The organism is Sphingomonas bacterium (genome assembly GCF_028289855.1).
Lineage (GTDB): Bacteria > Pseudomonadota > Alphaproteobacteria > Sphingomonadales > Sphingomonadaceae > Sphingomonas.
Window position 1 is genome coordinate 25,224 of record NZ_JAQGKZ010000089.1, and the last position, 18,290, is coordinate 43,513.

The 18,290-nt window shown below is 66.4% G+C and carries 17 protein-coding genes; 11 read left to right on the forward strand and 6 right to left on the reverse strand.

From position 1 onward, the window contains the following. Positions 1-18: 18 nt before the first annotated feature. Genes JWM94_RS10310 through JWM94_RS10320 form a run of 3 tightly spaced genes read right to left on the reverse strand, consistent with a single transcriptional unit; the run spans position 19 to position 2,881 of the window. On the reverse strand, positions 19-1,125 hold the full coding sequence (locus tag JWM94_RS10310) for an FAD-dependent monooxygenase (RefSeq protein ID WP_299426069.1): 1,107 nt from the start codon (positions 1,123-1,125) through the stop codon (positions 19-21). Then, complete coding sequence (locus tag JWM94_RS10315) at positions 1,104-1,808, reverse strand: methyltransferase domain-containing protein (RefSeq protein ID WP_299426072.1); 705 nt, start codon at positions 1,806-1,808, stop codon at positions 1,104-1,106. Before JWM94_RS10315 ends, JWM94_RS10310 begins: the two co-directional genes overlap by 22 nt. Further along, positions 1,805-2,881 carry a type III polyketide synthase gene (locus JWM94_RS10320; RefSeq protein WP_299426074.1) on the reverse strand — a complete coding sequence of 359 codons (1,077 nt, stop codon included), beginning with the start codon at positions 2,879-2,881 and terminating at the stop codon, positions 1,805-1,807. The genes JWM94_RS10315 and JWM94_RS10320 overlap by 4 nt, the downstream gene beginning before the upstream one ends. A 109-nt stretch (positions 2,882-2,990) precedes the next feature. On the opposite strand from JWM94_RS10320, the gene JWM94_RS10325 reads away from it, so the two are divergent. The 8 genes from JWM94_RS10325 (at position 2,991) to JWM94_RS10360 (ending at position 9,724) form a co-directional block, all read left to right on the forward strand. Next, entirely contained in the window at positions 2,991-4,313 is a 1,323-nt protein-coding gene (locus tag JWM94_RS10325; RefSeq protein WP_299426079.1) for a glutamate--tRNA ligase, read from the forward strand. Between the two features lie 89 nt (positions 4,314-4,402). Beyond that, a complete protein-coding gene (locus JWM94_RS10330) occupies positions 4,403-5,068 on the forward strand; it encodes a TonB family protein (protein WP_299426082.1) in 666 nt (221 codons plus the stop codon). A 130-nt stretch (positions 5,069-5,198) separates the two neighbouring features. Continuing rightward, positions 5,199-5,549: a hypothetical protein gene (locus JWM94_RS10335; protein WP_299426085.1), complete on the forward strand. Its 351-nt coding sequence runs from the start codon at positions 5,199-5,201 to the stop codon at positions 5,547-5,549. After that, positions 5,546-6,583 (forward strand): bifunctional diaminohydroxyphosphoribosylaminopyrimidine deaminase/5-amino-6-(5-phosphoribosylamino)uracil reductase RibD, encoded by a 1,038-nt coding sequence (gene ribD / locus JWM94_RS10340; protein WP_367185883.1) that lies wholly within the window; start codon positions 5,546-5,548, stop codon positions 6,581-6,583. The genes JWM94_RS10335 and ribD overlap by 4 nt, the downstream gene beginning before the upstream one ends. Next, positions 6,583-7,188 (forward strand): riboflavin synthase, encoded by a 606-nt coding sequence (locus tag JWM94_RS10345; protein WP_299426091.1) that lies wholly within the window; start codon positions 6,583-6,585, stop codon positions 7,186-7,188. Before ribD ends, JWM94_RS10345 begins: the two co-directional genes overlap by 1 nt. A 267-nt stretch (positions 7,189-7,455) precedes the next feature. Beyond that, positions 7,456-8,739 carry a 3,4-dihydroxy-2-butanone-4-phosphate synthase gene (gene ribB, locus JWM94_RS10350; RefSeq protein WP_299426094.1) on the forward strand — a complete coding sequence of 428 codons (1,284 nt, stop codon included), beginning with the start codon at positions 7,456-7,458 and terminating at the stop codon, positions 8,737-8,739. Beyond that, on the forward strand, positions 8,739-9,158 hold the full coding sequence (gene ribH, locus JWM94_RS10355; RefSeq protein WP_299426097.1) for a 6,7-dimethyl-8-ribityllumazine synthase: 420 nt from the start codon (positions 8,739-8,741) through the stop codon (positions 9,156-9,158). The genes ribB and ribH overlap by 1 nt, the downstream gene beginning before the upstream one ends. 2 nt (positions 9,159-9,160) lie before the next feature. Then, entirely contained in the window at positions 9,161-9,724 is a 564-nt protein-coding gene (locus JWM94_RS10360; RefSeq protein ID WP_299426100.1) for a hypothetical protein, read from the forward strand. 1 nt (position 9,725) lies between these two features. Here JWM94_RS10360 and JWM94_RS10365 read toward each other — a convergent pair whose 3' ends face one another. Beyond that, on the reverse strand, positions 9,726-10,382 hold the full coding sequence (locus JWM94_RS10365; protein ID WP_299426104.1) for a TMEM175 family protein: 657 nt from the start codon (positions 10,380-10,382) through the stop codon (positions 9,726-9,728). Between the two features lie 95 nt (positions 10,383-10,477). On the opposite strand from JWM94_RS10365, the gene acs reads away from it, so the two are divergent. After that, complete coding sequence (gene acs, locus JWM94_RS10370) at positions 10,478-12,415, forward strand: acetate--CoA ligase (protein WP_299426107.1); 1,938 nt, start codon at positions 10,478-10,480, stop codon at positions 12,413-12,415. A gap of 81 nt (positions 12,416-12,496) precedes the next feature. Further along, positions 12,497-14,428, forward strand: coding sequence for a PAS domain-containing sensor histidine kinase (locus JWM94_RS10375; protein WP_299426110.1), 1,932 nt, complete (start codon positions 12,497-12,499; stop codon positions 14,426-14,428). Here the strand turns inward: JWM94_RS10375 and JWM94_RS10380 are convergent. Next, positions 14,415-14,903 (reverse strand): lasso peptide biosynthesis B2 protein, encoded by a 489-nt coding sequence (locus tag JWM94_RS10380; RefSeq protein ID WP_299426113.1) that lies wholly within the window; start codon positions 14,901-14,903, stop codon positions 14,415-14,417. The genes JWM94_RS10375 and JWM94_RS10380 overlap by 14 nt on opposite strands. A 98-nt stretch (positions 14,904-15,001) precedes the next feature. On the opposite strand from JWM94_RS10380, the gene JWM94_RS10385 reads away from it, so the two are divergent. Continuing rightward, positions 15,002-17,035, forward strand: a complete 2,034-nt coding sequence (locus JWM94_RS10385) for a M13 family metallopeptidase (RefSeq protein WP_299426117.1) — start codon at positions 15,002-15,004, stop codon at positions 17,033-17,035. Positions 17,036-17,172: 137 nt separating this feature from the next. Here JWM94_RS10385 and JWM94_RS10390 read toward each other — a convergent pair whose 3' ends face one another. Beyond that, complete coding sequence (locus JWM94_RS10390) at positions 17,173-18,195, reverse strand: NAD-dependent epimerase/dehydratase family protein (RefSeq protein ID WP_299426120.1); 1,023 nt, start codon at positions 18,193-18,195, stop codon at positions 17,173-17,175. Positions 18,196-18,290 lie beyond the last annotated feature (95 nt).

An 18,290-nucleotide genomic window follows, 5' to 3' on the forward strand; every position in this document is an offset into this window, starting at 1 on the left:
GATGTCGTGACGCGCGGGTCAGGCGTCAAGCGCGATGTGATTGATGCGGGTCAGGTGCGCGGCGATTCCGGCCAATTGCGGTGCGAGCCGTACCGCCCAGGTCAGCGCGCTTGCCCAACCCCGCGTCTCGGCGGCGCGGCGGATCGTGCGCGTCACGGCGAACGGACGGGAGAGGTCGGCGGTTAGGCGCTGCTGATAGGCTAGCGCCGCGTCGGGGCCGCCGCGCAGATACGCGGTCGCGGCGCGCAATCCGCTTTCGATCGCGATCCCCATGCCTTCGCCAGCCAGACTGGGAATGCACGCGCCCTGATCGCCGAGGCGGAAGATACCGGGCCGGGTATCCTCGGCGCGCCAGCCATACGGGACGTTGGCGACCGCATCGACGGGCGCACCGCTCACGCGATACGTTAGGCGGTCGCCGAGCCGTGGCGATTCACGCCCGAGCGCGTCGAGCAACGCATCGGGCGATCCCGCCTCGCTCAGCCGCGATCGATGCACCGCCATGCAGCAATTGACCGTGCCGTCCTCCTGCCGCGCGAGCCCGGCATAGCCGCGGTCGAACAAATGCAATTCGATCGTCCCGCCGACCAGCCGGTCGAGCGCATCGGACGGGCCGAGCCGGACGCGCAATCCCAATGTCGGGTCATCCTCGACCGCGACCGGCCGCGCGAGGCCGCGCAAATCGTGCTTGCCGGTGGCGAGGAACAGCGCGTCGGCGGCGATTTCACTGTCATCGGCCAACCGCACGGTGCGATCTTCTGCGCTGCGCACCGCCACCCCACGCTCGACCGCCGCTCCGGCCGTGACGGCATGCTCGATCATCAGCGTATCGAGCCGCCATCGCGATACGGCGAGCGCGGGACGCGGAAGCCACGTCTCGGCTTTGTGCTTGCCGGCGAACAATCGCAGCCGCCGGATATCGTCGCGATTGAGAGCGCCGCGGCGGATGCCGATGCCTTCGAGCGTTTCCAGCGTCCGCCAGCTGAGGAACCCGCCGCACAGTGCGTCGCCGGTTTCGCGGGTGCGCTCGATCAGCAAATGCGGCGCGCGGGCGCGAGCGAGCAGCAGCGCCGCCGCGGCGCCCGCCGGCCCGCCGCCGACGATCAGCGCAGGCGTTCGACGCAAATCTTTTCAACGCATAGGCGGAACGGAAAAGCGCGATAGACGCGCGCGTCGGATACTCCGGCCTCGGCGAGGATCGGCGGCCATTCGGCGGGGCGATACGACCGCGCGATCGACAGCGCTCCGTCGTGCCGCACGATACGGTGCCATCCGAAGATGCGCGCGAGGATCGGAAAGCCCCAATGCGCAAAACCGTGGCGGTGAAGGTCGTTGACCAGCCACCCCAACGTGCTTTCGCGGTCCATGAAGCGCAGGAAAGCGACGAGCTGGTCGTGCGTCATGTGGTGCGCGACCAGGCTGGAGATTACCATGTCCCAGCGCTGGCCCGCGAGATCGGCATAGTCGCCGGTGATCCAGCGGATGTGCATGCCGCTGGGGGTATGCTCTTTCGCCGCGAGTTCGCTTCGTGGATTGAGATCGACCCCGACCAGTTCCGCCTCGATCCCGCGTTTTTCCGCCCAGCGCGCGATCGTGCGCAGCATGTCGCCGTCACCGAACCCGACATCGAGCAATTTGAAGGCTTTTCGTTCGCCCAACGCCCGCCGCACGAAACTCAAGGTCGGCCGCCGCGCCATCGTCACGACATTGACCTTGGCGAGATCGCCGACCACCGCGGCATAGGTCGATGCGTCGAGGTCGTCGGCGTCCATCAACTCTTCGGCGATGGCGCGCTCCGCCAAGCTCACGCGGCGCTCCGAAACCCGAATCCCTCGGCGGCCAGCCCCGGCCCGAACGCCAGCGCCACGCCATGCTCGACCGGCGGCGTAGCGAGCATTTTCGCCAGCGTAAACATCAGCGTCGCCGACGACATGTTGCCGTTGTCGTTGAGCGTCTCGCGCGACGCCCAGAGCGCGCCTTGCGGCAAATGGTACGCGCTTTCGACCGCGTCGAGGATCGATCGTCCGCCGGCATGCACCGCCCAGCCGTCGATCTCCTCGACCTGGCGGCCGCCCAATGCGGCAGCGGCGAAGGCGGGATCAGCGAGCCCCGCGGCGATCCGCCCCGGCACTTCGCCCGACAAATGCATTGCAAAGCCTTGGTCGGTGATGTCCCAGCGGATCAGCCCCGCCGAATCGGGGAGCGTGGTCGCGAACGGCGCTTCGAGCGCGAAGCCAGCCGGATCGCTCGTGACCAGCGCCGCCGCCGCGCCGTCGCCGAACTGGAGCATCGCGAGCAGCGGCTCGATCTCGGCGGTGTCCTGCAAATGGAGCGTGCACAATTCGACGCACACCACCAGCGCGCGCGCGCCCGGCTCCGACCGCACGATATGCCGCGCGCTCCTCAGCGCGGCGACCGCGGCGTAACACCCCATGAAGCCGACCAGCAGCCGCTCGACGCTGGGCGATAGGCCGATCCGCGCGGCGACGATCTGGTCGATCCCGGGCGCGACGAACCCGGTACAGCTCGCCACCACCAGGTGCGTGATGCCGTGTAGATCGACTTGCTCAGCCAGCCGGTCGATTGCCACGATGCTCAGCGTCGGGGCTTCCTCGGCATAAAGCGCCATCCGCGCGCCGGTGCCCGGCATGAAGCCATTCTCGTAAAACCCGCCCGGCGCCACCGGCGATCCGCCGCCGGGCGCTTCGGGCAACACAGTCCAGCGATGCTCGATCCCCGACCGCGCGACCATCCGCCCGAACACTTTGGCGAGCCGCGGATCGGCGATCCTGGGCGTCGCCCAGTCGAGGAAGGCGTGGTGCGCGTCATGCTCAGGCACCGCGGTGCCGATGGCGTTGAGATAGGCGGTCGGTTGGGGCACGAAAATCTTTCTGCGTGGCCGCTATCAACAAGAGGGAGGGGCACGTCGTTCCCGCCTCTACGCCGGATTGGCGGTCGCGCCCATGATTTCCTGCCGCTAAGGGAGCGGCATGACCGTTACTCGCTTCGCCCCCAGCCCGACCGGCAATCTGCACGTTGGCAATATCCGCACCGCGATCCTCAGCTGGATGTACGCGCGGGCGACCGGCGGGCGGTTCGTGCTGCGGATCGACGATACCGACCGCGAGCGCAGCGAGGAGCGTTTCGTCACATCGATCCGTGCCGATCTCGCCTGGCTCGGCCTGACCCCCGATGCCGAGGCGCGGCAGTCCGAACGGTTCGGCCTGTACGAGGCGCAGTTCGAAAAGTTGCGCGCCGCCGGCCGAGTCTATCCCGCGTACGAGACCGCGCAGGAACTCGACCTCAAGCGCAAGGTGCAATTGGGGCGCGGGCTGCCGCCGATCTACGACCGCGCCGCCCTCGCGTTGGGCGATGCCGATCGCACGAAGTTCGAGGCGGAGGGCGTGCGCCCGCACTGGCGCTTCAAGCTCGATCTCGGGGCGATCGAATGGGACGATCTGATCCGCGGCCATCAGCGGTTCGACGCGGCGGCGATGAGCGATCCCGTCATTCGCCGCGCCGACGGCTCGTGGCTCTACATGCTGCCCTCGGCGATCGACGATATCGACCTGGGCATCAGCCATGTCGTGCGCGGCGAGGATCACGTGTCGAACAACGCGTTGCAGATCCAGATGTTCGAGGCGATGGACGCAGCCGTCCCGACCTTCGCGCACGCCGCGCTGCTGACCGGGGCGGAAGGGAAATTGTCGAAGCGGCTCGGCTCGCTCAGCGCCGAGCACTTCCGCGCCGAAGGGATCGAGCCGCAGGCGATCGTCGCGTTGCTCGCGCGGATCGGGACGAGCGATCCGGTCGAGCCCGTCGCCGATCCCGCGCCGCTGATCGCCGCGTTCGATTTCGCGCGGTTCGGGCGCGCGCCGGCGCGGTTCGACGAGGCCGAGCTGGCGCAAGTCAACGCGCGGATCGTCCACCAACTCGACTACGACTCGGTGGCCGGTCGGTTGCCCGCGGGCATGGACCGCGCGGGATGGGAAGCGATTCGCCCCAACCTCTCGACGATCGCCGACGCTGCCGACTGGTGGCATGTCGTCGAGGGGCCGGTCACTGCCACTTCTGACCCCGACGACCACGATTTCCTCGCCGCCGCGCATCGCGTCGCCGGCGAGATCGATTGGGCGGGTGACCCATGGCACGCGCTCACCGCGGCGCTGAAGGACGAGACCGGCCGCAAGGGCAAGCCGCTCTTCCTGCCGCTGCGCCGCGCGCTGACCGGCCGCGACCACGGGCCCGATATGGCCGCCTTGCTCCCGCTGATCGGCCGCAACCGCGCTCTCGAACGCCTCGCCGCGGCCTGATTCATCTTTTCTTGCGGAACCATATGTAACGTTGTATCATAACACAGACTCGGCGGCTGACGTCGAGGCAAGGAGAGAGGATACGGCGTATGTATGCGAACCAATTCGCTGCCGATCGCAGCTTCAAGCCGGGCAGCATGACGCTGGCGCTGGCGATGACCGTGCTGCCGATCGCGGGGCTGATCATATCGACCCACGCGGCCAGCATCATCCGGATCATCGACGGCCCGATCGAGGTCAGGAACATCCCGCTGCCCAAGGATCCGCCGCCGATCGTCAAGCCCAGGGTCAAGCCCGATCCGCAAACCCCGGTCAATGAAACGACGTACGTTCCGCGGGTCGATACGCGCCTGACGACCGACAACACGCTGACCACCACCACCGACCTGGGTACGATCATCCCGCTGCTCCCCGAAGTCGGGAACGGCACCGCCGTCACGCCGCCGCCGATCGCGAAGCCGGTGCTTGTCGGTGCGAGTTACGACCCGCGCTATGCCAACGCGCTGCAGCCGCCCTATCCGGCGTCGGAAATCCGCGGCGGCAATAGCGGCCGGGTGGTGATCCGCGTGCTGATCGGCGCCGACGGGCGGGTCAAGCAAGTCGAGCGCATCGCCGCCGCCAGCGACGCCTTCTTCGCCGCCGCGCAGAACCAGGCGCTGACCAAGTGGCGCTTCAAGCCGGCGACCAGCGACGGGACGCCGATCGAGCAATGGAAGACGATGAGCCTGCGGTTCGTGCTTCAGGACGATCAATAGGGAGTTTTCCTGCTCGCCTCTCCGCGAGAAGCGGTACCGGCCCGGCACCGCAGCGATTGGGCGGAGGCCCAATCGTCCGACAAGGACGGCGGGGCTGGTCTCGCACCGGCCCCGCCCCTATCTTGGCCGCATGGCCGTTCTGATCCGATTCAATCCATTGCGCGCGGTCGGCGACTTGCGCCGCTATCTAGCGTCGCGCGGGCGGCACGAGATCATCTTCCTGTTCGCGGCGCTGATCATCTGCACGTTAATTGTCGTCGGCTTCGTGCTCGGGTCGCACGTCGAGAAACTGTATAAGCCACCCGAGATCATCTACGTCCAGTCATGGCGCGCCGACCGCACCGATGCGGAAATCATCGCGCAGCAGAAGATCGACATGGCGCAGAAGAAGATTCAGGACGCGAAGGAGGCCGAGTTCGAGGCCAAGAAGCGCGCCGAGTACAAGCGCGTCAGCGATCAGATGAAGAAGTTCGGCATCTGACCGCCGACGCGCGATGGATGGGCGCCGCACTGGCGCTCGCCGAGCGTGGCCGCGGGCGGACCGCGCCCAACCCCAATGTCGGCTGCGTGATCGTGAACGGGGGCCGCGTCGTCGGGCGTGGCTGGACCCAGCCGGGCGGGCGCCCGCACGCCGAAGCGATGGCGCTGGCCGAGGCGGGTGCGGCGGCGCGCGGCGCGACCGTCTACACCACGCTCGAGCCGTGCGCGCATGCCAGTCCGCGCGGGCCCGCGTGCAGCGGCTTGCTGGTCGAGGCGGGGGTCGCGAGCGTGGTTGCGGCGCTCGGCGATCCCGACCCGCGCACCGATGGCAAGGGTCACGACCGGCTGCGCGCCGCCGGGATCGCCGTCGAAACCGGGCCGGGCGAGGCGGAAGCGCGACGCTCGATGGCGGGGTTCCTGACGCGGCAGGCGCACGAACGCCCCTATGTCACACTCAAGCTCGCAACCTCGCTCGACGGCTGCATCGCGCTCGCCTCGGGCGAGAGCCAATGGATCACCGGCGCGCCCGCGCGGGCGCACGCGCATCTCGAACGCTCGCGGCATGAGGCGATCCTTGTCGGGCGGGGGACGTGGGAGGCGGATGCGCCGACACTCGATGTGCGGTTGGATGGGCTGGCGGATCGATCGCCCCGCCGCCTCCTCCTTTCCTCCCGTCACCCCCGCGAAAGCGGGGGCTCAGCTTCTTTGTTGCTAGGCGGAGGAGGTAAGCTGGGTCCCCGCTTTCGCGGGGATGACGATTGGGAGTGGGTCGCTTCGCCAGCGGCCATCGCTGACCTTACCGGCATCGACCACCTCCTCATCGAAGGTGGCGCACAAACCGCTTCGGCCTTTCTGGCGGCGAACCTGGTCGATCGCCTCCTCCTCTACCGCGCCCCGATCCTGATCGGGGGCGGCAAGCCCGCGCTTGGCGATATCGGCTTGACCGGTCTCGCCGACACGCACGGTCGCTGGCGGTTGCGCGACCGGCGGATGTTGGGCATCGACGTGTTCGAAGAATACGAACGGACCCGTTAATGTTCACCGGCATCATCACCGATATCGGCACGATCGAGCGCGTCGAACGACGCGGCGACCTGCGCGTCCGCGTCGCGACTGCCTACGACACCGCGACGGTCGATCTCGGCGCGTCGATTTCGTGCTCGGGCGTGTGCCTGACCGTGATCGATAAGGGTCCGGGCTGGTTCACCGTGGATGTGTCGGGCGAAACCGTCGCGCGCACCGCGCAGGGGCAGTGGAGCCAGGGGCGCAAGCTCAACCTCGAGCGCGCGATGAAGCTGGGCGACGAGTTGGGCGGGCATATCGTCACCGGCCATATCGATGGCGTCGCAGAAGTCGTGCGTGCCGAGCCCTCGGGCGATTCGCGCGTCATCGCGTTCCGCGTCGTGGGCGACCTGGCGCCATACATCGCCGCCAAGGGATCGGTGACGGTCGATGGCGTGTCGCTTACCGTCAATGCCGTCACCGACGGACCGCAGGGCACCGAGTTCACCGTCAATGTGATCCCGCACACCCAGGCGGTGACGACGCTCGGCGCGCTGGCGGTCGGGCAGGCGGTCAATATCGAGATCGACGTGCTCGCGCGCTATCTCAGCCGAATGCAGTCGCTCGCTAACAGATAGTGCTGGGCCGCGAGCGCACCGCTTGCGGCCCGCCCCCTCCGTCAGCGCTACGCGCTGCCTCCTCCCCGTCCCGGGGAGGATTTAGAACTGGCAATGTTGGATTTCGTCTGACACCCACGATTCACATTGCAAGGTCAACAAGACAATGAAGAACGTCCTTTTCATGGTGTCACATGCGCGAGCTTCGGTAAATTTCGGTCGGCACCTTGCGCGTTCATGTGATTGCTGGCTTGGCAAATCACATTGCAGTGTGATAATCGGCGGATCATGAGCACCATGCTGATCGATCGCGTCCGCGATCTCGTCGCCACGGGCGGGATTTCCCGCTCCGGTCTTGCCCGCGCCGCCGGGCTCCACGCCAATTCGCTGCGCAGCCTGGACGAGCAGGAATGGAACCCCACCGCCGACACGCTGAAGAAGCTCGAATCGTATCTGACGCTGCGCGAGAAACGCCCCGCGCTGGTCCCGATCGAGGAGATCATCGAGGAAGCACGCAACGGCCGGATGTTCATCCTGGTCGACGACGAGGACCGCGAGAATGAGGGCGACTTGATCGTCCCCGCGCAAATGGCGACCCCCGACGCGATCAACTTCATGGCCAAGCACGGCCGCGGGCTGATCTGCCTCGCGATGACCAAGGACCGCATCGACAGCCTCGGGCTCGAGCTGATGAGCCGTCACAACGGCACGCGGCACGAAACCGCCTTCACCGTCTCGATCGAAGCACGCGAGGGCGTCACCACCGGCATCTCCGCACACGATCGCGCGCGCACTGTGTCGGTCGCGATCGATGCCGCCAAGCACAAGGCGGACATCGTCACTCCCGGTCACGTCTTCCCGCTAGTCGCGCGCGACGGCGGCGTGCTGGTCCGCGCCGGCCATACCGAGGCGGCGGTCGACGTGTCGCGGCTGGCCGGTTTGAACCCGTCGGGCGTGATCTGCGAGATCATGAAGGACGACGGGACGATGGCGCGGATGGACGACCTCGTCGCGTTCGCCGACCAGCACCGGCTCAAGATCGGCACGATCCGCGACTTGATCGCGTATCGCCGCCAGCACGACCACCTCGTCGAGCGCCGCGCCGAGGCGAAGTTCATCAGCCGCTGGGGCGGCGACTGGACCGCGCGGACCTATTACAACAAGGCGACCGGGACCGAGCAGATCGCGTTGATCAAGGGCCGGATCGATCCCGACAAGCCGACGCTGGTCCGCATGCACGCGATGAACGTGTTCGCCGACATGTTCGGCGAAGAGGGCACGCGTGGCGGCTTGCTCCCGCGGTCGATGGAGTTGATCGGCGAGGCCGGATCGGGCGTCGTCGTGTTGCTGTCGCCGAGCGGCGCGGGCGGGTTCAGCCAGGCGCTGGAGCGCAAGGCGGGCGGCCCGCCGGGCGATGAAATACGCGATTACGGCGTCGGCGCGCAGATTCTGACCGAATTGGGGGTCGAGGACATGATCCTGCTGACCAACACCCACCACACGCTCGTCGCGCTCGACGGCTACGGCCTGTCGATCGTCGGCGAGCGCGCGATCAGCGGCGGCGGCAACTGATGGCGCGCGTGCTGATCGTCGAGGCGCGGTTCTACGACCATTTGAACGATATGCTGTTGGCCGGTGCGCGCGCCGCGATCGAGGAAGCGGGGCATATCCACGAGACGGTGACCGTCCCCGGCGCGCTCGAAGCCCCCGGCGCGATCGCGCTGGCGGCGGAAGCCGGGCGCTACGACGCGTTCGTCGCACTCGGCGTGGTCATTCGCGGCGAGACCTATCATTTCGAGATCGTGTCGAACGAAAGCGCGCGCGGGATCATGGCATTGACGATGGACGGGATCGCGATCGGCAACGGCATCCTGACGACCGAGAACGAGGCGCAGGCGATCTATCGCGCCGATCCCGCACAGGCCGACAAGGGTGGCGGCGCGGCGCGCGCGGCGCTGGCGATGCTCGGCCTCAAGCAACGGTTCGGCTGACGATGCAGCCGCCGCCGTCGCGCTATCGCGTGGTCGAACGCGGCGGGCGGCTGGTGGTGCTCGATTCGGCGGTCGGCGGCGCGCCGCTGACGGCAAGGGACTTGTTGCCCGACATGGCTTCAGAGTCCCGGACGGATGATACGCCGCCGATGGTGCTGGACGAGCCGTATATGGACGAACAACCGCTCGCCGAACCTGTTGCGCCGGTGGCGCCGCCGCCATCGCGCTACGCCACCGCGCAATCGATGATCGCCGAGCCACCCGGCGCGCTGCGAAGCGTCGCCGAGACGGTCGCCGGCGGCGCGCGCGACGGCGACGGCCGGCTGTTGCTGACTACCGCACGCTGGTACGATGCGAAGGGGCCGCGCACGCTGGCGTTGGGAATGGCGGCGGAGCAACAGCTCGGTGGCGCGGTGCTAGCGTTGGTCGCCGCCGCGATCGTCGCGGTCTTTCTCGCGGTCATGGGCGATGTGATCGGCTGGATGATCGTGTTCGGCGCGCTGTTCCTGTTGAGCCGGGCCAAACCAGTCGCGACGCTGTGGATCGACCGGCTGGCGACGCAATAGCTCAGACCTTCTGGATCACCCCGCGGCGGTGGAGCAGGTCGAGTATCTTGCGCCATACCGGCATCGACATCAGCGCGGGCTGGCCGAACCATGGGTTGACGAAGCAAAACGCCAGCGCCGTTGCCGTCCCGAGCAGCACCGCCCAGCCGCGCCGCCGGATCAGCGCGGCATATTCGGGATCGAGATCGTCGGCGGCGACGGGTCGTGCCACCGCCATGCTGTTGTTCCACAGATTGCACACCGCCACGAACAGCAGCCAGAAGCAGTATGCCGCCGCGGGCACCAGCTTGCCATAATAGGCACTGACCAGCGCGGTGAAGAACGGCATGCCCGCGACCGACAGCAACAAAAAGAGATTGGGCATCACCAATTTGGGCGACCAGTGCCGCGCGCAATCGAACGCGCGGTGGTGTCCGTTCCAGAACGCGCCGATGACGAAGAACGATACGAAGAAGCCGATGAACTGCGGCGTCATGTTGATTAATGTGACGAGGAAATCGCGGTCGCTGGCGTCGCGTGGCAGATGCGGGAATTTGAGCTCGATCACCAAGAGCGTGATCGAGATCGCGAACACCGCGTCCGAAAAGAACACCAGCCGCTCCAGCGCGTGCGCCGGTGCGCCGTGGTGCATCGGCCGATCGGTTGTCGCGTCGCTCATCGAATCCCCCTTGGCCGTATGCTGCCCGCACCGACGCCGCTTGCCAAGCGCCCGCATCACCCGCCATCATCGTTTTTCGCACGGAGGAAAAGCCGATGTCCGACCAGTCGCTCTATCCGGTCCCCGCCGATTGGGCGAAGCGCGCCAAGGTGACGCGCGCGGGCTATGAGAAGTTATACGGCCGGTCGCTCGCCGACCCGGGCAGCTTCTGGCTCGAACAGGCCAAGCGGCTCGACTGGATCAAGCGGCCCGAAATCGCCGGCGACTGGTCGTTCGACAAGGCCGATTTCCGCATCACCTGGTTCGCCGACGGCATCCTCAACGTGTCGGCCAATTGCCTCGACCGGCACCTCGCCAAGAACGGCGACACCGTCGCGCTGATCTGGGAACCCGACGATCCGGCTGAGACGCCGAAGCGGATCACCTATCGCCAGCTCCACGCCGAGGTGTGCCGTTTCGCCAACGCGTTGAAGGATCGCGGCGTCACTAAGGGCGATCGCGTGACGATCTACCTGCCGATGATCCCCGAAGCCGCGGTCGCGTTGCTCGCTTGCGCGCGGATCGGCGCGATCCATTCGGTGGTGTTCGGCGGCTTCTCGCCCGAGGCGCTGGCCGGACGGATCGAGGATTGCGGATCGACCGTCGTCATCACCGCCGACGAAGGGCGGCGCGGAGGCAGAAAAGTCCCGCTCAAGGCCAATGTCGATGCCGCGCGCAAACTCGCGCCGGGGCTGGAGACGGTGATCGTCGTCCGGGCGACCGGCGGCGACGTGACGATGGACGCGGGCGACCATTGGTATCACGATCTGCTCGCGGCCGCGGCGCCTGGTTGCCGGCCTGAGCCAATGTCAGCCGAAGATCCGTTGTTTATCCTCTACACCAGCGGATCCACCGGTAAGCCCAAGGGTGTGCTCCACACCACCGGCGGCTATCTCGTCTGGGTCAGCCTCAGCCACGAACTGACCTTCGATTACCGGCCCGGGCAAATATACTGGTGCGCGGCCGATATCGGCTGGGTCACCGGGCACAGCTACATCCTCTACGGCCCGCTCGCGAACGGCGCCACGTCGCTGATGTACGAAGGCGTCCCCAACTGGCCCGACGCCAGCCGCATCTGGCAAGTGTGCGACCGGCATCAGGTCGAGATTCTCTACACCGCGCCGACCGCGTTGCGCGCGCTGATGAAAGAGGGCGATGCCTTCGTTACCGCGACCAGCCGCGCGACGCTGAAGCTGCTCGGCACGGTCGGCGAGCCGATCAATCCCGAGGCATGGCGCTGGTATCACGACGTGGTCGGCGAAGGCCGCTGCCCGATCGTCGACACCTGGTGGCAGACCGAGACCGGCGGGCACATGATCACGCCGCTCCCCGGAGCAACCGACTTGAAGCCCGGTAGCGCAACGTTTCCGTTTCCGGGCGTCGATCCGCAGATCGTCGATGCCGACGGCGTCGTGCAGAACGGCGCGTGCGAGGGCAACCTCGTCATCGCGCGTTCGTGGCCGGGCCAGATGCGCAGCGTGTGGGGTGACCACGAGCGCTTCTTCCAGACCTATTTCACCACCTACAAGGGCAAGTATTTCACCGGCGACGGCTGCCGCCGCGACGCGGACGGCTATTACTGGATCACCGGCCGCGTGGACGACGTGATCAACGTGTCGGGCCACCGCATGGGCACCGCCGAGGTCGAATCGGCGCTGGTGCTCCATCCCAAGGTCGCCGAGGCCGCGGTGGTCGGCTTCCCGCACGACATCAAGGGGCAGGGCATCTACGCCTATGTCACGCTCAACGCCGACGAGATCGCGACCGCGGAGCTGCACGGCGAGCTGATCCAATGGGTGCGCACGGAAATCGGGCCGATCGCCTCGCCCGATGCGATCCAGTTCGCGCCCAGCCTGCCCAAGACGCGGTCGGGCAAGATCATGCGGCGCATCCTGCGCAAAATCGCGGAAGGCGACGTGTCGAGCCTGGGGGATACCTCGACCCTGGCCGACCCGGCGGTGGTCGACGATCTGGTGGCGAACAGGGTCGGATAGTCCCCGATAATTCGTTATGGAGCGGGAACGGTTAGCGCTGCCCGCTGTTTAGGTACGAAGCGACGAGTGCAGAAAGAGGGCATGGCAGGATCCGAACATCCCTCGAGTACCGGCAACAAATTCGAACTCCTTGTCCAAAGCGTTACCGATTACGCGATCTACATGCTCGACCTGCAGGGTCGCGTGACGAGCTGGAACGCTGGCGCCCGGCGGTTCAAGGGATATGAACCCGACGAGATAATCGGCGAGCATTTTTCGCGGTTCTACACCGCGGAGGAGCGCGCCAAGGAAATCCCCCGGATCGCGCTGGAAACCGCCGAACGCGAAGGCCGGTTCGAAGCCGAAGGCTGGCGCGTCCGCAAGGACGGAACGACCTTCTGGGCGAACGTGGTGATCGACCCGGTCCGAGATAATGCCGGCAATCTGATCGGCTATGCCAAGGTAACGCGCGACCTCACCGAGCGGCGCGCGGCGGAGCAGGAGCTTCGCGCGAGTGAAGAACGCTTTCGCATGCTCGTCCAAAGCGTGACCGATTATGCGATCTATCTGCTCGATCCCGACGGGCGCGTGAGCAGTTGGAACGCCGGGGCGGAACGCTTCAAGGGCTACACAGCCGACGAAATCATGGGAGAACATTTTTCCCGATTCTATACCGATGAGGATCGGGCGGCGGAAATACCGCGCATTGCGCTGGAGACAGCCGCGAGCGAAGGCCGCTTCGAGACCGAAGGGTGGCGGCTGCGCAAGGACGGATCGCGTTTCTGGGCCAGCGTGATCATCGATTCGATCCGCAACGACGATGGCGAACTGATCGGGTTCGCCAAGGTGACTCGCGACCTGACCGAGAAACGCGGCATCGAGGAACAGCTTCGCCAATCGCAAAAGATGGAAGCGGTCGGTCAATTGACCGGGGGCCTCGCGCACGACTTCAACAATCTGCTGACTGGCATCGGCGGCAGTCTCGAGATGATGCAGGTCCGCATGGCGCAGGGCCGGACCGGCGACTTCGACCGCTATCTGCTCGCGGCGCAGGGAGCGGTTAAACGCGCCGCAGCGCTGACGCACCGCCTGCTTGCCTTTTCGCGCCGCCAACCGCTCGATCCGCGTCCGACCAACATCAACCGTCTGATCAACGACCTTCAGGACCTTATCCAACGAACCGTGGGCCCGAGCGTTCGAGTCGAGGTCGTCGGTGCAGGCGGGCTGTGGCCGACCCTGGTCGATCCAAACCAGCTCGAAAACGCCATCCTGAATCTCAGCATCAACGCGCGCGATGCCATGCCCGATGGCGGCAGGCTGACGATCGAGACCGCGAACAAGTGGCTCGACGAGCGCACGGCGCGCCAACAGGATCTGCCGGTCGGCCAATACGTCTCGATCTGCGTGAGCGATACGGGCACGGGGATGGCCCCCGACATCGTCGCCAAGGCGTTCGAGCCCTTCTTTACAACCAAGCCGCTCGGGCAGGGCACCGGGCTGGGGCTGTCGATGATCTACGGCTTCGCGCGCCAATCGGGCGGGCAAGTCAGGATCTATTCGGAGGTCGGCCAAGGCACGACGATGTGCATCTACCTGCCGCGTCACGACGAAGAGGCGGTATCGGAAGACGAAGCAAATTCGTCCATGTCGTCGGAGCCCGTCGGAGACGGCGAAGTCGTGCTGCTGATCGACGACGAGCCGACGATCCGGATGCTTGCCGGCGAAGTGCTGACCGAAGCGGGATATGCGGTGATCGAGGCGCCCGACGGCCCGACCGGGCTTCGCATCCTCGAATCGAATGCCAGGATCGATTTGCTGATCACCGATGTCGGCTTGCCCGGCGGGATGAACGGCCGGCAAGTCGCCGACGCGGCGCGGGTGAGCCGCCCCGACCTCAAGGTGCTGTTCATCACCGGCTATGCCGAGAATGCTGTGGTCGGCGGCGGACGGCTGGAGAAGGGGATGTTTCTCCTGTCGAAGCCGTTTCAGGTCGAGCTCCTGCCCAGTCGCGTTCAGGAGATCATTCGGCGCTAGGGGCCGGCGGCCCCACGAAACAGGCGATCTCCTGCATCCCATCGGGGAGCGGATAGCCCGTCACCTTGATCCCCGCGGCGTCGAGCCAGGCGTGCGCGTCGATCGGTCGCTCGCCTTCGGCGGGCGCGCCGAAATGCATCACGCTGGCGATCCCGCGCCGCTTTAGCATCACCCGAGCCGCCATCGCTTGTTGCAGGCAGACCGTGCGGAACGGCAGGAACGGCGCCGAGGCGCGGATCGCCCAGCGCACCGCGCGCGCGGTCGCGGCATCGGCCTCATCGGTCGGCGCGGCATGATCGGTGGCGCGCGGATCGTCGGGCCGGGTGAAGTCGCCGAGCGATTTCGACACGCGCGAGAACGGATGGATCGCCAGCGTGACCCGCGCCGCCAGCATCGCCCCACATGCCTCGGCGACCATCGCCTGACGGCGCCAGCCTGTGGTGGCGAGGGTGCGGATTTTGCGGGCTACGGACATCGTATTTTTCGTCGCACGAAACTTGATTCGTGTCGATTGCACGCGCCCAGCCGTGCCGCTATAGCGACGTAACACACAAGTGTGCGGAGAGATTTTCGATGAAAACCAAGGTTTTGACTCGGGCGATGCTGGGCGTCGCCGCGCTGGCGATCGCGATTCCGACGGTCGCGCAAGTTACCAAGGCACGGTACGGCACGTTCGGCATCGACCTGACCGCGGCGGACAAGACCGTCAAGCCGGGCGACGATTTCTGGACCTATGCCAACGGCGCTTGGGCCAAGCGCACCCCGATCCCCGCCGACAAGGGCGGCGTCGGTTACGGCAACATTCTGTCGGATGAGGCCGAGGCCAATGTCCGCACGATCCTGACCGACATGGCGGCCAACCCCGCAGCGTATGGCGCGACCGGCAAGCAGGTCGGCGATTTCTACGCCAGCTGGATGGACGAGGCGGGAATCGAGGCCAAGGGCACCGCGCCGCTCAAGCCCTATCTCGCGAAGATCGCGGCGGTGAACGACCTGACCGGACTGCAGACGCTGTTCGCGACCACCGGCTATACGTCGCCGATCGACGTCGGGATCATCCCGAACCTGGCGGATCCGACGCACTACACCGTCGCCGTCGGGCAGAGCGGGCTCGGCATGCCGCGCGATTACTATCTGCTGCCGGGCGCGAAATACGAAGGCTTCCGCACCGCGTACAAGGCGTACATCAAGCAGATGCAGGAGCTCGCCGGCATTCCCGACGCGGGCGCCAAGGCCGATGCCATCTTCGCGCTCGAAACCGCGATGGCCAAGGAACAATGGTCGCCCGAACAGAGCCGCGACATCGCCAAGCTCAACGATCCCGAGACGCTCGCCGGGCTGAAGGCCAAGGCGCCCGAGGTCGATTGGGCGCTGATGCTCAAGACCGCGGGCCTCGACAACACGCCGACCGTGCTGATGACCAACAACACCGCGCTGACCGCGATGGGCAAGATCATGGTCGCGACCCCGCTTCAGACGTGGAAGGACTATGTCGCCTATCACTTCGTCAGCGATCACGCGACGTTCCTGCCCAAGGCGTTCGACGACGCGCAGTTCGGTTTCTATTCGAAGACTTTGGGTGGCGTTCAGGTCAAGCGCGACCGCTGGAAACGCGGCGTCCAGTTGATGAACGGTGCGCTCGGCGAGGCGGTCGGCCAGCTTTACGTCAAGCGTTACTATCCGGCCGCCAGTCAGGCCAAGATGGCCGAGTTGATCGAGAATTTGCGCACCGCCTATCACGAACGCATTTCGAGCGCGGCGTGGATGGACGATGCGACGCGCAAGGCCGCGCTGGTCAAGTTGCAGGCGTTCGAACCGCGGATCGGCCATCCCGACAAATATATCGACTATTCGTCTCTGTCGGTCGATCGCGGCGATTTGCTCGGCAATGTGATGCACTCGGGCGAGTTCCAGCACCAACTCGAACTGACGCGCTTTGCCAAGCCGGTCGACCGCACCCTGTGGGGCATGACGCCGCAGACCGTGAACGCCTATTACAACCCGCTGGCCAACCAGATCACCTTCCCGGCGGCGATCCTGCAGCCGCCCTATTTCGACCCGAACGCCGATCCGGCGGTGAACTATGGCGCGATCGGCGCGATCATCGGGCACGAAATGGGTCACGGCTTCGACGATCAGGGCAGCCAGTTCGGCCCGACCGGCAAGTTCGAGAATTGGTGGACCCCGGCGGCGAAGAAGGCCTATTCGGAGCACACCGCCGCGCTGTCCGCGCAGTACGACACGTACGAGCCGGTCGCTGGCGTCAAGGTCAACGGCAAGCTGACGCTGGGCGAGAATATCGGCGACTTGAGCGGTATCGAGAATGCCTATGAGGCGTATCAATTGTACCAGGCCAAGCACGGCAAGGCCAAGGTGATCGGCGGGCTGACCGGTGACCAGCGCTTCTTCCTCGCCTATGCCCAGGCGTGGCAATCCAAATCGCGCGACGACCGGCTGCGTCAGCAAGTGCTGACCGACCCGCACTCGCCGGCGATGTTCCGGGTGAACGGCGTCGTCCGCAATTTCGACCCGTGGTACAAGGCGTTCAACATCCAGCCGACCGACAAATTGTATCTGTCGCCCGAAAAGCGCGTGCATATTTGGTGAGCGGACGGCCTGGATTTGCCTCGGCAAATCCAGGACTCGTCACGGCGGCCGGCGAGCCGGCTTGCCCGGCTCGTCCGACGGCGTGACGTTATTTTGAGAAGGGCGCTCGCGAGCAATCGCGGGCGCCTTTTCGCGCCCTAGACCTTCACCACGCCCATATCGATCAAACTCCGCGCAGTATCGACCACGCTGTCCTCGACCTTACGCGGCGCCCAGCCGAGTTTCTCGACTGCGCGGGTCGGTTCGGCATGGCGGGTCTTGCCGAGTTCGTCGACCACCTGGCGGATCATCGGATCGAACAAGGCGAGCAACCGCATCACCCAATTGGGCATCCGCCGCGTCGGCACCTTCTTCGCCTCCGCCGGCATCCGCGCGCGCAGCACCGCGCCGATTTCGCCGAGCCGCAGGAAGCCGTTCTGCGCGACCGTCATGAAGCGCTCGCCATGCATGTCGGGCGCGGTGAGCGCGCGAACATGGAGGTCGGCAACGTCGCGCACATCGACCAGGTTGAAGCCGAGATCGGGCAGCGCCGGATATGCCCCTTCGAGCACGCGCTTGACCACTTCGAGCGAGGGCGAGAAATCCTGGCTGAGCAGCGGGCCGATCACGAGGCCCGGATTGACCGAGACATATTCGAGGCTGCCGCCTTCGTCGGCAATCCAGTCGCGCGCGGCGCGCTCGGCGATCGTCTTCGACTTGGCATAGGCCCCCACATTGCGCGCGGTGACGTCGGTCCAGTCGGATTCGGTGAAGCTGTCCTTGGTTGCCGCGCGGCCATAGAAGATCGCCGCGACCGACGACGTCATCACCAGCCGCGTCGCGCCGGCATCGCGAGCGAAGCGTAGCGCGCGCAATGCCCCGTCGCGCGCGGGCACGATCAGATCGTTCTCGTCCTTCACCGCGCCCGACGGGATCGGCGAGGCCATGTGGACAACATGGCTGCACCCCGCCATTGCCTCCGCCCAGCCGGCGTCATGCATCAGATCGGCGGCGAAGAAATGGAGCCGGTCGTTATCGGTCGCCAGCGCCCGGCGCACCTCGGCTTCGCGCGCGAGATTGCGGATCGTCGCGTGGACGGTCCAACCCTCGGCGATCAACTGGCGGATGGTGAAGCCCGCGATATAGCCGCTGCCCCCCGACACCAGCACTGTCTGCGTCATCGATCGTCTCCCCGGAAGCGCCTATGCCGGGATACGGCGCGCGCGGCAATTCGGTTGCGATTGACCAGGGCGGCGGCGCGCGCGACACCCCGATC

What these genes read in the sequence shown, in the direction of transcription:
- JWM94_RS10365 (WP_299426104.1), bottom strand. Translation starts at nt 10,382, where the DNA reads ATGAGCGACGCGACAACCGATCGGCCGATGCACCACGGCGCACCGGCG.
- JWM94_RS10330 (WP_299426082.1), top strand. Translation starts at nt 4,403, where the DNA reads ATGTATGCGAACCAATTCGCTGCCGATCGCAGCTTCAAGCCGGGCAGC.
- JWM94_RS10360 (WP_299426100.1), top strand. Translation starts at nt 9,161, where the DNA reads ATGCAGCCGCCGCCGTCGCGCTATCGCGTGGTCGAACGCGGCGGGCGG.
- JWM94_RS10385 (WP_299426117.1), top strand. Translation starts at nt 15,002, where the DNA reads ATGAAAACCAAGGTTTTGACTCGGGCGATGCTGGGCGTCGCCGCGCTG.
- ribH (WP_299426097.1), top strand. Translation starts at nt 8,739, where the DNA reads ATGGCGCGCGTGCTGATCGTCGAGGCGCGGTTCTACGACCATTTGAAC.
- JWM94_RS10325 (WP_299426079.1), top strand. Translation starts at nt 2,991, where the DNA reads ATGACCGTTACTCGCTTCGCCCCCAGCCCGACCGGCAATCTGCACGTT.
- JWM94_RS10380 (WP_299426113.1), bottom strand. Translation starts at nt 14,903, where the DNA reads ATGTCCGTAGCCCGCAAAATCCGCACCCTCGCCACCACAGGCTGGCGC.
- acs (WP_299426107.1), top strand. Translation starts at nt 10,478, where the DNA reads ATGTCCGACCAGTCGCTCTATCCGGTCCCCGCCGATTGGGCGAAGCGC.
- JWM94_RS10390 (WP_299426120.1), bottom strand. Translation starts at nt 18,195, where the DNA reads ATGACGCAGACAGTGCTGGTGTCGGGGGGCAGCGGCTATATCGCGGGC.
- ribB (WP_299426094.1), top strand. Translation starts at nt 7,456, where the DNA reads ATGAGCACCATGCTGATCGATCGCGTCCGCGATCTCGTCGCCACGGGC.
- JWM94_RS10335 (WP_299426085.1), top strand. Translation starts at nt 5,199, where the DNA reads ATGGCCGTTCTGATCCGATTCAATCCATTGCGCGCGGTCGGCGACTTG.
- JWM94_RS10375 (WP_299426110.1), top strand. Translation starts at nt 12,497, where the DNA reads ATGGCAGGATCCGAACATCCCTCGAGTACCGGCAACAAATTCGAACTC.
- JWM94_RS10345 (WP_299426091.1), top strand. Translation starts at nt 6,583, where the DNA reads ATGTTCACCGGCATCATCACCGATATCGGCACGATCGAGCGCGTCGAA.